The 13270-nt window shown below is 67.2% G+C and carries 12 protein-coding genes; 10 read left to right on the forward strand and 2 right to left on the reverse strand.

From position 1 onward, the window contains the following. The first annotated feature begins 4 nt into the window (after positions 1 to 4). From pgeF to CEX88_RS10910, 6 genes are all read left to right on the forward strand, one after another. A complete protein-coding gene (gene pgeF, locus CEX88_RS10885; protein ID WP_094293501.1) occupies positions 5 to 712 on the forward strand; it encodes a peptidoglycan editing factor PgeF in 708 nt (235 codons plus the stop codon). Further along, on the forward strand, positions 709 to 1512 hold the full coding sequence (locus CEX88_RS10890; RefSeq protein WP_238382039.1) for a YggS family pyridoxal phosphate-dependent enzyme: 804 nt from the start codon (positions 709 to 711) through the stop codon (positions 1510 to 1512). The genes pgeF and CEX88_RS10890 overlap by 4 nt, the downstream gene beginning before the upstream one ends. Before the next feature lie 13 nt (positions 1513 to 1525). Next, positions 1526 to 2161, forward strand: a complete 636-nt coding sequence (locus CEX88_RS10895; protein ID WP_094293502.1) for a cell division protein SepF — start codon at positions 1526 to 1528, stop codon at positions 2159 to 2161. Positions 2162 to 2281: 120 nt separating this feature from the next. Beyond that, complete coding sequence (locus CEX88_RS10900; protein ID WP_064349985.1) at positions 2282 to 2572, forward strand: YggT family protein; 291 nt, start codon at positions 2282 to 2284, stop codon at positions 2570 to 2572. A 237-nt stretch (positions 2573 to 2809) separates the two neighbouring features. Next, complete coding sequence (gene wag31 / locus CEX88_RS10905) at positions 2810 to 3610, forward strand: DivIVA-like cell division protein Wag31 (RefSeq protein ID WP_094293503.1); 801 nt, start codon at positions 2810 to 2812, stop codon at positions 3608 to 3610. 26 nt (positions 3611 to 3636) lie between these two features. After that, positions 3637 to 3963 (forward strand): hypothetical protein, encoded by a 327-nt coding sequence (locus tag CEX88_RS10910; protein WP_094293504.1) that lies wholly within the window; start codon positions 3637 to 3639, stop codon positions 3961 to 3963. On the opposite strand, the gene CEX88_RS10915 is transcribed toward CEX88_RS10910, so the two are convergent. Then, positions 3960 to 4658, reverse strand: a complete 699-nt coding sequence (locus CEX88_RS10915) for a phosphoribosyltransferase (protein ID WP_094293505.1) — start codon at positions 4656 to 4658, stop codon at positions 3960 to 3962. The two genes, CEX88_RS10910 and CEX88_RS10915, sit on opposite strands and share 4 nt — an antisense overlap. 65 nt (positions 4659 to 4723) lie before the next feature. Here CEX88_RS10915 and CEX88_RS10920 point away from each other — a divergent pair, with 65 nt between their 5' ends. Next, positions 4724 to 6073 (forward strand): TIGR01777 family oxidoreductase, encoded by a 1350-nt coding sequence (locus CEX88_RS10920; RefSeq protein WP_094293506.1) that lies wholly within the window; start codon positions 4724 to 4726, stop codon positions 6071 to 6073. On the opposite strand, the gene CEX88_RS10925 is transcribed toward CEX88_RS10920, so the two are convergent. Beyond that, on the reverse strand, positions 6052 to 6786 hold the full coding sequence (locus tag CEX88_RS10925) for a type 1 glutamine amidotransferase (RefSeq protein ID WP_094293507.1): 735 nt from the start codon (positions 6784 to 6786) through the stop codon (positions 6052 to 6054). The genes CEX88_RS10920 and CEX88_RS10925 overlap by 22 nt on opposite strands. Positions 6787 to 6828: 42 nt before the next feature. On the opposite strand from CEX88_RS10925, the gene CEX88_RS10930 reads away from it, so the two are divergent. The 3 genes from CEX88_RS10930 to CEX88_RS10940 all read left to right on the forward strand — a co-directional run bounded on the left by CEX88_RS10930 (position 6829) and on the right by CEX88_RS10940 (position 13269). Next, a complete protein-coding gene (locus tag CEX88_RS10930) occupies positions 6829 to 8376 on the forward strand; it encodes a phospholipase D family protein (RefSeq protein ID WP_094293508.1) in 1548 nt (515 codons plus the stop codon). After that, complete coding sequence (locus tag CEX88_RS10935) at positions 8373 to 9914, forward strand: phospholipase D family protein (RefSeq protein ID WP_094293509.1); 1542 nt, start codon at positions 8373 to 8375, stop codon at positions 9912 to 9914. Before CEX88_RS10930 ends, CEX88_RS10935 begins: the two co-directional genes overlap by 4 nt. Before the next feature lie 82 nt (positions 9915 to 9996). After that, entirely contained in the window at positions 9997 to 13269 is a 3273-nt protein-coding gene (locus CEX88_RS10940; protein WP_238382040.1) for a helix-turn-helix transcriptional regulator, read from the forward strand. Position 13270 lies beyond the last annotated feature (1 nt).

The following is a 13270-nucleotide window of genomic DNA, read 5'->3' on the forward strand; positions in this document are numbered from 1 at the left end:
GACCGTGACGGTTCGCATACGGCGCGTGACCACGACACGGGCCGGCGGCGTCTCCGCGCCGCCGTTCGACACCTTCAACCTCGGCGACCACGTCGGCGACGATCCGCAGGCCGTGGCCGCCAACCGCAAACGGCTCGGCGGCGCCATCGGATTGGGCGCCGACGCAATCGTGTGGATGAATCAGGTGCACGGGGATCACGTCGCCGTGGTCGACGACGCCAAGGATCGTCCGGTCGAAAAAACTGACGCATTGGTCACCGCCACACCGCGTTTGGCTTTGGCGGTGGTCACCGCCGACTGCGTCCCCGTTTTATTGGGCGACGCGCGCGCCGGCGTGGTGGCCGCCGTGCACGCCGGTCGCGTCGGTGCGCAAATTGGCGTCGTGGCGCGCACCGTCGAGGCGATGCTGTCGCTCGGCGCGCACGCCGAGGACATCTCGGCGTTGCTCGGACCCGCGGCCAGCGGGCGCAACTACGAGGTCCCGGAGGCCATGGCCGCCGAAGTCGAGATCGCGCTGCCCGGCAGCCGCACGTTGAGCGCGAAGAACACGCCCGCGCTGGACCTGCGAGCCGGAATCCACCGGCAATTAACCACTTTGGGTGTCACCGCCATCGACGTCGACCCTCGCTGCACGATCGAGGACCGCAACTTGTTCAGCCATCGACGCGACGCCCCGACCGGGCGGTTCGCCTCACTGGTGTGGATGGAGTGAGCGACAACGTGCCGTCATCCCGCGAAGTCGAGCTGAGCGAAGCGCTGGCGGCCGTGCGCAAACGCCTGGCCGCTGCCGCCGAGGCCGCAGGACGCGATATCGCCGACATTGAATTGTTACCGGTAACCAAATTCTTTCCCGCCGACGATGTCATTATTCTTCGCCGTTTGGGTTGTGAGGCTTTCGGCGAATCACGCGAACAGGAAGCGTCGAATAAAGTCCGAGAAATCGCCGCTATTCCCGATGTCGGATCCATTCGCTGGCATATGGTCGGCCGGATACAGCGCAATAAAGCGCGATCCATTGCCGGCTGGGCTCATGCGGCGCACTCGGTCGAGACCCGCAGATTGATCGACGCGCTGAGCCGCGCGGCGTCCACCGCGCTCGACGAGGGCAGGCGCAACGAACCGCTGCGCGTCTTCATCCAGCTGAGCCTCGACGGGGACGAAAGCCGCGGCGGCGTCGACATCGACGAACCCGATTCGGTCGACGAATTGTGCGCCGCGGCGCACGCCGCACCGGGATTGGAGTTCGCCGGGCTGATGGCGATCCCTCCGCTCGACGAGGACGCCGATGCGGCGTTCGCCCGCGTGAACGCCGAGTACAGGCGGGTCCAAGCGAACTATCCGCAGCGCCTCGAGCTGTCGGCCGGGATGTCGAACGATCTCGAAGCGGCGGTCAAACACGGCTCGACATGTGTGCGTGTCGGTACCGCGTTATTGGGACAACGTCCTTTACCGTCACCAGAAGTAGTCACTCCAGTCACATCTTCATCACAGACACCAGAGTCCAGGGCATGAGAAGGGTCGAACGATGAGCACACTTCACAAGGTCAAGGCCTACTTCGGTATGGCCCCGATGGACGACTACGACGACGAGTACTACGAGGACGACGACCGCGGCGCCTCACGTGGATATTCGCGCCGTGGTCGAGACGAACACTTCGACGACGACGGGTACGGCCCAGGCCACCGCGGTTACGACGACCGCGACTACGACGATGCGCCAGGCGGTTACCGCGGCTACGAGGACCGCTTCGAGCCGAGGCTGCGCGCACCGCGCGAATTCGAGCGCCCGGCACCCCGTTTCGCCCCGATGCGCGGCGCCACCCGCGGCGCGCTGGCCATGGACCCCCGGAGGATGGCCGAGCTGTTCGAGGCGGGCAGCCCGCTGGCGAAGATCACCACGCTGCGGCCGAAGGACTACAGCGAGGCCCGCACGATCGGCGAACGGTTCCGCGACGGAACCCCGGTGATCATGGACCTGGTGTCGATGGACAACGCCGATGCCAAGCGCCTCGTCGACTTCGCGGCAGGCCTGGCGTTCGCACTGAGGGGGTCGTTCGACAAGGTGGCCACCAAGGTGTTCCTGCTGTCGCCGGCGGACATCGACGTGACGGCCGAGGAGCGCCGCCGCATCGCCGAGGCCGGCTTCTACTCCTATCAATAGGTCGTCTCACAGACGGGTAGGCTGGCGTCGCGTGCGGGCTTGAGAGGTCTCGGGCACGACTTGCCTGTATCAAGCCTGTTGTAAAAGTCACATCTGTGCCCGTAGTGAGGACCGTCGGCGTTGTCGCTCTTTTTCGAGATCCTGGGCTTCGCCCTGTTCGTCTTCTGGCTGCTGCTGATTGCCCGGGTGGTGGTCGAGTTCATCCGATCGTTCTCCCGGGACTGGCATCCGAAGGGCGCCACCGTGGTGATCCTCGAGATCATCATGACGTTGACCGATCCGCCGGTGAAGCTACTGCGGCGGCTCATTCCCCAGCTCACGATAGGTGCGGTGCGCTTCGACCTGTCGATCATGGTGCTGCTGCTCGTCGCCTTCATCGGCATGCAACTGGCCTTCGGCGCGGCGGCCTGAGACCGCATCGAGCCAGCCGGAATCGGCTCGTCCGGCGAGTGGAGAACGGGCCGTTTGCCGGCAAGAAATTGAGCGGCGAAATGGTCGCCGCGTGTCGGGCCGTGTTTGAAATTCGCTCTTAATTTCATCCTCTTCTGCTACGGCCGCGTCTGGTGTGACAGGATGGACGCCAGTTACGTTCCACCCACGCTCTACACTTTGAGACCGGTTGACTGTCCAGACTTCAAGGGGGCGACAATGCCGCTCACACCCGCCGACGTTCACAACGTCGCGTTCAGCAAGCCACCCATTGGCAAGCGCGGCTACAACGAGGATGAGGTTGACGCTTTCCTCGATCTGGTCGAGAACGAGCTGACGCGCCTCATCGAGGAGAACGCGGATCTTCGGCAGCGTGTCGCCGAGCTGGAGCAGGAGTTGGCTTCCGCCGGCTCCGGCGGAAGCCAGTCGACACAGGCCATGCCCGTCTACGAGCAGCCCGCCCCCGAGCCCGCTCCGACTCCGCAGCCGGCCTACGAGGCGCCTTCCTCGCAGCCCAGCGAGGATCAGGCGTTGAAGGCGGCCAAGGTGTTGAGCCTGGCCCAGGACACCGCGGACCGGTTGACCAGCACCGCCAAGGCCGAGTCGGAGAAGCTGCTCGCCGATGCGCGGGCGCAGGCCGACGCCCTGGTGAGCGAGGCGCGGCAGACCGCCGAGACCACCGTCGCCGATGCTCGTCAGCGCGCCGACGCGATGCTCGCCGACGCCCAGACCCGGTCCGAGGCGCAGCTGCGCCAGGCGCAGGAGAAGGCCGACGCCCTGCAGGCCGACGCGGAGCGCAAGCACTCCGAGATCATGGGCACCATCAATCAGCAGCGCACCGTGCTGGAGGGCCGCCTCGAACAGTTGCGCACGTTCGAGCGCGAATACCGCACCCGGCTCAAGACTTATCTGGAGTCCCAGCTCGAGGAGCTCGGCCAGCGCGGTTCGGCCGCACCCGTCGACTCCAGCGCCGGAAACGACGGCGGTGGCTTCAATCAGTTCAACCGGGGAAACAACTGAAACCCGCTTTGGCCTAGGGTTGATCAATGCTGATCGTTGCGCTCGTCCTCGCTGTCATCGGCCTCGCGGCACTGGTGACGGCCGTCGTCACAAGCAATGAACTGATCGCCTGGGTCTGTATCGCGGCCAGCGTGATCGGTGTGGTGCTGCTGATCGTCGATGCGGTGCGGGAGCGCTCGGGCCGCAAGGCCGACGCCGCCCCCGACGCGCAGACCGATGCCGAACCGGAGTACTACGAGGACTATCCCGACGACGAGGCCGTCACGGAGCAATCCGAATACGCGGGCGAGCCCGGCGCAAACGACGAGACCACGGTCGTCGAACAAGCCGACTCCGGGGAAGACCGCCGCTAATTCCCTTGCCGCCCTTGCTGGTCCGGCTCGCCGGGGGCCAGTAGTTCGCGCACTTCGTCGTCGCTGACCTGATGGAAGTCGGCGAACACCTGGCCGACGGCTTCGAATCCCGGCGGCATGCTCGCGCAGACCACGTCGTCGGCTTCCTTGGCCAGCTCGCGGCACGCCGACGGCGGTCCGACCGGTACGGCGACGACGATCCGCGCCGGGTTCTTGGACCGCACGGCACGCACCGCGGCGAGCATGCTGGCTCCGGTGGCGATTCCGTCGTCGACCAGGATCACCGTCCTGCCCGTCAGCTCGGGAGGCGGGCGGTCACCGCGATAGGCCTGCTCGCGCCGGTTCAACTCCTCGGTCTCGCGAGCGATCGCGGCCTGTATCGCCTCGTCACCGATGCCGAGGTTGCGCACGAGGTTCTCGTTGACGACGACACCGCCCCCGCTGGCGAGCGCGCCCATCGCGAGCTCCTCCCATTGCGGCACACCGAGCTTGCGGACCAGAAAGACGTCGAGGGGAGCCTGCAGCGAGCGGGCCACCTGCGCGGCGACCGGAACGCCGCCGCGTGCGAGTCCCAACACCATCACATCGTGACCGCGGTAGGACGACAACTCGCGGGCCAGAACCTCGCCGGCCTCCCGGCGGTCCTGATACAGGCGTTTGCCGCTTCGGCGGGCGAGCCCGCTCCATCCGTTCATGACTACGACCGTGGGTACCCCACCCTGAAGCAATCCATCGGCATGACGGCGACGAATATCGACACATGGGAATCGAATACGAGAGCGTCGTCGGGCACCCGCTCGACGAGGTGTTCGGCTGGTACGCACGGCCCGGCGCGATGAGGCGGCTGATTCCGCCGTGGCAGCCGATGAAGGCGATCGCGGAAGCCGAGTCGTTGGCCGACGGGCGCGCGGTGCTCGGGTTGCCGGGTGGTCTGCGCTGGATCGCCCAGCACGACCCGGACCGCTATGACCCGCCGCGCCGCTTCGTCGACGTGCTGTCCTCGGACGGGCCGGCCTCCTGGCCGCCGCGACTTGTCGGCCGGTGGACCCACGTTCACGAGTTCGGCGAGGCCTCCGGCGGCACCCGGGTCTATGACCGCATCGAGGCGCCGGTGCCGGCGGCGGCGCTACGGCCGATGTTCGTCTACCGCCACCGCCAGCTGGCCGACGACCTTGCCGCCCATCGCGACGCCGCCGACGCAGGGCTTCGCCCGCTCACGGTCGCGGTCAGCGGCGCATCGGGTCTGGTCGGGTCGGCGTTGACCGCATTCCTGAGCACGGGAGGGCACCAAGTGATCCGGCTTGTGCGACGGGCGGCGGCGGGCCCGGGCGAGCGGCAGTGGAACCCCGATCGGCCGGATCCCGAGCTGTTGACCGGGGTCGACGCGGTCGTGCACCTGGCGGGTGCGTCGATCGCCGGCCGGTTCACCGACGCCCATAAGGACGCGATCCGCGCCAGCCGCCTCGAACCGACCCGTCGGCTCGCCGAGGCGGCGGCGCGGGCCGATAAAGGACCGAGAATCTTCGTCAGCGCGTCGGCGGTCGGCATCTACGGTTTCGACCGCGGCGACGCAGCGCTGACCGAGGAAAGCGTGGTCGGGGACGGCTTCCTGGCCGAGGTGGTCCGGGACTGGGAGGCGGCGACGGCTCCGGCCGCTGAGGCGAGGTTGCGGGTCGTCACCGTCCGGACGGGGATCGTGCAGTCCGCGCGCGGCGGCACGCTGCGCCTGATGCGGCCGTTGTTCGCCGCCGGCCTGGGTGGTCGGCTGGGCAGCGGCAGGCAGTGGTTGGCGTGGATCGCGCTCGACGATCTGCTCGACGTGTATCTCCGCGCGCTCTACGACGACCGGATGGCCGGTCCCGTCAACGCGGTGGCCCCACATCCCGTGCGCAACGCCGACTACACCAGGACGCTGGCGCGGGTGCTGCGCCGTCCCGCCGTCGTGCCGGTTCCGTCGTTCGGGCCGCGACTACTGCTCGGGAAGCAGGGAGCGCGCGAACTCGCCGAAGCCAATCAACGTGTGCTGCCCGCCGCATTGCAGGCGCTGGGCCACCGCTTCCGTCATCCGTCGCTGGACGGTGCGCTCGCTCACGAGCTCGGGCACGGTTGACCGACCACGCGCCTCACGAAGCCGTGTACGAGACGCCGCACCCGACTTGCCGCGTCGCCTGCGAATATCTCTGTCTGAGAACGTAATTCGTCGGGAGTGAGGCCGAAGGCGGCGACCTCGCCGATATCGTCGTCGGCCAGCCATCGGTCCAGCAACTCGAGGTCGACCTCGGGGTGGAACTGCAGCGCGAGCGCGCGGCCGAACTGGAACGCCTGGGATGCGTTGGCGGTGCGGGCCAGTTCGGTGGCGCCGGGCGGCAGTGTCCAGCGGTCGTAGTGCCATTGGAACCATCGGCCGCCGGGCACCAGTTCCGGATCGGTGGACTCGACGTCATACCAACCGATCTCGGGGGACAGCGAGCGTGTGACCGTCCCGCCGAAGCTCTGCGCCAGCAGTTGTCCGCCGAAGCAGATGCCGAGGATCGCGATGCCCGCGTCGGCGGCGCGGCGCATCATCGCCATCTCCTCGCCGACCCAGGTGCGGCGCAGCGCGTCGTCGTAGACGGGCCAGCGCGCGCCGAGGGGTACGAGCACGTCATAGTGGGTCGGGTCGGGGAAGGGGACGTCGCCGGCGGGGGAGTGTGCGCGCTCGGGGGGCACCACCTCGAAGGTGTGCACGTCGAAGCCCTCGTCGACGAACGCCTGGCCCAACAGTGCCTCGGTCGCGAGGTGGTCGTTGTGGAGGAACAGGGCTCTTGCCGTCACGCGCCCCATTGTTCCGCGCGTAGATCCGGCGTCGAGTGGGCATCCCACGGGGTGTCAGTGCTGGCCGAATGGTTCCTCACCGCCGGTGAACGCGGCAACCCCGATTGGGAGCTGCCGGCATGGAGCGAGGGCAACCAGGCCGAGGCTCTGATTCACGGCGCGTCGTACTTCGATCGGCTCGTCACCGAGGTTGAGGCGCTTCGCGCGGGAGATCACCTGTTCTTCGCCGACTGGCGCGGCGATGCCGACCAGAGGTTGCGCGACAACGGCCCTACCGTCGCCGAACTGTTCCGCTCGGCTGCCGAGCGCGGCGTGCTCGTCAAGGGTCTGATGTGGCGGTCGTATCCGAATCGCTTGCAGTTCAACGAGGAGCAGAACCGCCACCTGGCCGAGACCATCGAGCGCGCCGGTGGGGAGGTGCTGCTCGATCAGCGGGTGCTGGTGGGCGGATCACATCATCAACGGCTGGTGTTGCTCCGCCATCCCGGCGAACCGGAGCGGGACGTGGCGTTCATCGGAGGCATCGACCTGTGCCACTCGCGTCGCGACGACGCGTCGCACCGCGGTGACCCGCAGGCGGTGCAGATGTCGAAGCGGTACGGGGAGCGCCCGCCGTGGCACGACGTGCAGCTGCAGGTGCGCGGTCCGGTCATCGGGGCGCTGGACGTCACCTTCCGGGAGCGGTGGACGGCGCGCGCGCCGCTGGATCTGTTCAACCCGCTTGCGTGGCTTCGCGACAGGTTCGGGGGCGAGGACCAGCGGCCGCGCCCGCTACCGGAGCAACCGCCGGACCCGCCGGCCTGCGGACCGCACGCGGTGCAGGTGCTTCGCACCTACGGCGACGCCTTGATTCAGTACGAGTTCGCCAAGGAGGGTGAACGCAGCATCGCACGCGGCTACACGAAGGCGATTCGGCGCGCCAGGAGCCTGATCTATCTGGAGGACCAGTATCTGTGGTCCGATGAGATCGCCAACCTCTTGGTCGCGGCGTTGAGCAACAATCCCGAACTGCAACTGGTGGCGGTCGTACCGCGCTACTTCGATCTGGAAGGTGGTCTTGGCCGCCCGCCGACGCTGGTCGGGCGTCAACTGGCGCTCGACGCGTGCCGCCGCGCCGCGCCTGACCGGGTGCACGTGTTCGACGTCGAAAACCACGAGGGCACACCGGTTTATGTGCACTCGAAGGTGTGCGTCATCGACGACACCTGGGCCTGCATCGGCAGCGACAACTTCAATCGCCGGTCGTGGACGCATGACAGCGAACTGTCGTGCGCGGTGCTCGACGCCGACGACCGGTTCGCGCGTGATCTACGGCTGCGGTTGTTGCGCGAGCATCTCGACCGGGCCGAGGACGGCAGCGAAGACGAGGGTCTGGTCGACCCGGTCGCCGCCGTCGATGAGATGATCGCGTGCGCAGCGATTTTGGAGGATTGGCATCGGTCGGGCCGCTCCGGGTCGCGACCGCCGGGACGATTGCGACCGCATGAGAGCGAACGGGTCGATCCGCTGACACGGCTGTGGGCCGAACCCGCCTACCGGATGATCTTCGACCCCGACGGTCGCTCGTACCGCGACCGGCTGTTGCGGCGGCGCCCATGAACGTCGAGCAGTGGTTCCTGACCGCGCAGGAGCGCGGAAACCCCGCGTCGGACATCCCAGTCTGGTGTGACGGCAACCGCGTCGAACCGCTGGTGCACGGCTCGACCTATTTCGACCACCTTGCCACTGAAGTGGAGGCGCTCGCGCCGGGTGACTACGTGTTCTTCACCGACTGGCGTGGCGACCCCGACGAGAAGTTGCGTGACAACGGTCCGACGGTTCGCGAGTTGTTCTGTCGCGCAGCCGAACGCGGTGTGGTGGTCAAGGGCCTGGTGTGGCGGTCGCATCTCGATGAGCTCTCCTACAGCGAGGAGGAGAACCGCCATCTCGGCGAGCACATCGAGAAGGCCGGTGGGGAGGTCCTGTTGGACCAGCGGGTGCGGATCGGCGGTTCGCATCACCAGAAGCTGGTCGTGATCCGCCATCCCGGTTCCCCGCAGCGCGATGTGGCGTTCGCGGGAGGCATCGACCTGTGTCACTCGCGGCGAGACGACGCGTCGCACCGCGGCGACCCTCAGGCGATCGAGATGTCGCCGCGCTACGGCGACAATCCGCCGTGGCACGACGTGCAGCTACGGCTGCAGGGTCCTGTCGTCGGCGCGCTGGACATGACGTTTCGCGAACGGTGGAACGACCCTGCGTCCCTGGACATGCTGAACCCCCTGGCGTGGCTGCGGGACAAGTTCAGCGGCACGGACATGACGGCCGATGCGCTGCCGGAGCAACCGCCGGACCCGCCACGGTGCGGTCCGCACAGCGTGCAGGTGCTGCGGACCTACCCGGACGCCCATTTCACCTACGACTTCGCACCGCAGGGCGAACGCAGCATCGCCCGCGCGTACAGCAAGGCGGTCCCGCGGGCCCGCCGGCTGATCTACCTGGAGGACCAGTATCTGTGGTCTAAGCGGGTGGCCGACCTGTTCGCGGCTGCGCTACGGGCCAATCCCGATCTGCATCTGGTCGCGGTGGTGCCGCGTTACCCCGATGTCGACGGCCGGCTGGCCCTGCCGCCCAACCAGGTCGGGCGTTGGCAGGCCATCGAGACGTGTCACCGTGCCGCACCGGACCGGGTGCACGTATTCGACGTCGAAAACCACGAGGGCACACCGGTGTACGTGCATGCGAAGGTGTGTGTGATCGACGATGTGTGGGCGTGTTCGGGTAGCGACAACTTCAACCGGCGATCGTGGACGCATGACAGCGAGTTGTCCTGTGCGGTACTGGATTCCGAGGGTGTGTTCGCACGGGATTTCAGGCTGAAGCTGATGCGCGAGCATCTGGACCGCGCCGAGGACGGCAGCGAGGACGGCGGCCTGGTCGATCCGGTCACGGCGGTGTCCGAGATCGTTGAAACCGCAGAGGCGCTGGAGGCGTGGTACGCGTCGGGTCGGCGAGGGCCGAGACCGCCCGGCCGCTTGCGCCCGCACAAGGCCGAACGACTCGGGCTGCTGACGCGGCTGTGGGCCGAGCCCGTGTACCGGTTCATGTACGACCCGGACGGGCGGTCGTACCGGGACCGGCTGAAACGGCGGTTGTGAAACGGCGATATCCGCGGTCCGGGCCGAAATCTACGCGTTTGCGCTGATGTTTTGCCGATAACCGGGTCGCATGCTGGCTAGCATGAGCGCACTCGAGTGGAGCGAACTTGGTGTGAGCGGACTGCCGACCGGGACGGTGACGTTGCTGCTGGCCGACGTCGAGGGGTCGACGCGGTTATGGGACTCGCAGCCAGAAGAGATGCGTGCGGCTATCCGCCGGCTCGACGCGACACTGGCCGATCTCGTCGTCATGAACAACGGTGCCCGCCCGGTCGAGCAGGGTGAGGGCGATAGCTTCGTGCTGGCTTTCGCACGGGCCAGCGATGCGGTGGCCTGCGCGTTGGCACTGCAGCAGGCGCCGCTGGCCCCGATCCGGCTGCGGATCGGCGTGCACACCGGTGAGATCCAATTGCGCGACGAGGGCAACTACATCGGCGCGACCATCAATCGCACGGCGCGGGTACGCGATCTCGCGCACGGCGGGCAGACGGTGCTGACGGGTGCGACGGAATCGATGGTCGTCGACTACCTGCCCGAGGGCGCGTGGCTGGGTGATCTCGGATCACATCCGCTACGGGATTTGCCCCGGCCCGAACGCGTGGTGCAGCTGTGCCACCCCGACATCCGCAACGACTTCCCGCCTCTGCGGACGGCCGAGGCCGTGCTGAGACACAATCTGCCCGCGCAACTCACGCGATTCATCGGACGCCGCAAGCAGATCGGCGAGATTGGTGACCTGCTGACCGGCAGCCGGCTGGTGACGTTGACCGGTGCGGGTGGGGTCGGTAAGACGCGCCTGGCCGTGCAGATCGCGGATCGCACGGATCTGCAGTCGGTTTGGTATGTGGACCTGGCTCCGATCAGCGACCCTGCTCTCGTTTCCGTCGCCATGCTCAGGGCACTCGGAGTACCGGATCAACCGGGTCGCTCGACGACGGACAGCATCGCCGAGTTCATCGGCGAGCGTGCGGGACTGGCGGTGCTCGACAACTGTGAACACCTGCTCGAGGTCAGTGCCGAGCTGATCACCACCCTGCTGGAGCGATGTCCGGCGCTGAGGCTGCTGGTCACCAGCCGGGAACCGATCGGCGTCGAGGGTGAGCTCGTCTGGCGGGTGGCCTCCCTGGCGATAGACGACGAGGCCGTCGAGTTGTTCGTCGACCGCGCCCGCCACGTTCAGTCGGATTTCACTCCCCGTGACGGGGAACTCGCGGTCATCGGCGAGATATGCAGGCGTCTGGACGGCATGCCGCTGGCCATCGAACTGGCGGCCGCCCGGGTACGCGCGCTCTCGGTGCGGGAGATCCTCGACGGCCTGCACGACAGGTTCCGTCTGTTGACAGGTGGATCACGAAAAGCGGTGCGCCGCCAGCAGACCCTCAAGGCGTCCGTGGACTGGTCACATCAGATGCTGACCGAACCCGAGCGTGTGGTCTTCCGACGGCTGGCGGCGTTCGCAGGAGACTTCGACCTCGAGGCCGCGCAGGCGGTGGCCACGGGCGGCGAGGTCGAGCGCTTCCAGGTGCTCGATCTGCTGATGCTCCTGGTGGACAAGTCGCTGGTGTTGGCGGAATCTTCCAGTGAACGAGTGAGATACCGGTTGCTGGAGACGGTGCGCCAGTACGCCTTGGACAAACTCGGTGAGTCCGGCGAAGCCGACACCGTGCGCAGTCGCCACCGGGACCACTACACCTCCATGACTGCGCGACTCGAGGCGCCCGGATGCAGTGAGTACGAGCATCTCATCGCGCTGGCCGAGACCGAAATAGACAATCTGCGTGCGGCTTTCGCCTGGAGCCTCGAGCGTCAGGACGTCGACGCGGCGTTGCGGTTGGCGAGTTCGCTGCAACCGCTGTGGCTCATGCGAGGGCGGGTCAAAGAGGGGTTGTCCTGGTTCAACGCCGTACTGAGCGATCCGGCGCCGGAGGGGGCGTCCGATGTTGTGGCGCGGCTCAGTGCGATCGCCGATCGGGCGGTGCTCCACGCGTGGGCGGTCACCGTCGGCGTCACGGACGACCTCGAACAGGCCCTGGCCACAGCAAGGGAGCTCGACAACCCCGCGCTGTTGCTTCGGGTGCTGGTGTCGTGCATAGGGGCGGCCGCCTTCGATGCCCAGGCGGCCTACCCGTACGTTGACGAAGCTCTGGAGCTGGCACGGCGATTGGACGATCGGTGGCGCCTCTGCCAGATCCTCGGCTGGAAGGCCTTCATCGCCATCCTCCTAGGTGACCCGGTGTCAGGCCGCGCCGCCGGCGAGGAGGGTCTTTCACTGGCCGACGCGGTAGGTGACGTCTTCATGTCACGCATGAACCAGTATTGGGGCCCCGCAATGGCGTCGTTTCAGCACGGCGATCTGAAAGAGGGCACGGCGTCGCTGCAGAAACTTCTCGCAGAGGCCGACGCATCAGGGGACGTGCTGCACGGCCTGCTTGCGCGCATCGGTCTTGCGCACGTATACGCATTGACGGGCGATCCCGCCGCGGGTCGAAGTTTCGCCGAGGCGGCCATCGAAACCGCGTCCGTGGTCGGTCCTTACCTCGAACCGTGGGCGTATGCGCCGCTGGCTTATGCGGCTCTCGCCGAGGGCGATCTGACTGCTGCCGGCCAAGCGTGTGACTGGGCGTGGCAACGCATCAACGCGCAGCCGGAAACGGCGATAACGAACGTCAATCCGCTGGCATTGCTGGAACTCGCCAAAGGTGATCTGCGCGCCGCCAGAGAGTACGCCGACGTCGACGTGCCGCTGATGCATGGATGGCACCTGGCACGGGCCTTGGTGATCCGCGCTCGCGTCGCGATCGCGCAGGGTGAACTCGCGCAGGCCGATGAAGACCTGCGTCGAGCGCTCGACTGCATTGCCGGTCATGAGTCATATCAAGCTGCGCCCGACGCCTTCGAGGTGCTGGGCGAGTTGACCTGTGCGACCGGCGATCACCGCAACGCGGCGCGGTTCTTCGGTGCCGCCGATGCCATGGGCAAACGCATGGGTCTGGTTCGACTCCGGGTGCACGATGCGGCGTATGCGGAATCGGTGTCCGTTCTCGAGGAGTCCCTCGGGGAGGGCGACTTCGAGGCGTTATGGGACGAAGGATCAGCACTGTCCATCGAGGAAGCGATCGCGTACGCGCTACGCGGACGCGGTGAGCGCAAGCGTCCGTCCAGTGGCTGGGCCTCGTTGACGCCGACCGAGCTCGGCGTGGTCCGATTGGTCGCCGAGGGGCTCGCTAACAAGGACATCGCCGCAAGGCTTTTCGTGTCTCATCGGACGGTGCAGACGCATCTGACCCACGTCTACACCAAGCTCGGACTGGCCTCGCGCGTGCAGCTGGCTCAGGAAGCCGCACGGCACGCCTAGT

Source organism: Mycobacterium neumannii (genome assembly GCF_002245615.1).
In the GTDB taxonomy this organism is placed as follows: Bacteria; Actinomycetota; Actinomycetes; order Mycobacteriales; family Mycobacteriaceae; genus Mycobacterium; species Mycobacterium neumannii_A.

What these genes read in the sequence shown, in the direction of transcription:
- CEX88_RS10895 (WP_094293502.1), top strand. Translation starts at nt 1,526, where the DNA reads ATGAGCACACTTCACAAGGTCAAGGCCTACTTCGGTATGGCCCCGATG.
- wag31 (WP_094293503.1), top strand. Translation starts at nt 2,810, where the DNA reads ATGCCGCTCACACCCGCCGACGTTCACAACGTCGCGTTCAGCAAGCCA.
- CEX88_RS10910 (WP_094293504.1), top strand. Translation starts at nt 3,637, where the DNA reads ATGCTGATCGTTGCGCTCGTCCTCGCTGTCATCGGCCTCGCGGCACTG.
- CEX88_RS10915 (WP_094293505.1), bottom strand. Translation starts at nt 4,658, where the DNA reads ATGAACGGATGGAGCGGGCTCGCCCGCCGAAGCGGCAAACGCCTGTAT.
- CEX88_RS10920 (WP_094293506.1), top strand. Translation starts at nt 4,724, where the DNA reads ATGGGAATCGAATACGAGAGCGTCGTCGGGCACCCGCTCGACGAGGTG.
- CEX88_RS10925 (WP_094293507.1), bottom strand. Translation starts at nt 6,786, where the DNA reads ATGGGGCGCGTGACGGCAAGAGCCCTGTTCCTCCACAACGACCACCTC.
- CEX88_RS10935 (WP_094293509.1), top strand. Translation starts at nt 8,373, where the DNA reads ATGAACGTCGAGCAGTGGTTCCTGACCGCGCAGGAGCGCGGAAACCCC.
- CEX88_RS10940 (WP_238382040.1), top strand. Translation starts at nt 9,997, where the DNA reads ATGAGCGCACTCGAGTGGAGCGAACTTGGTGTGAGCGGACTGCCGACC.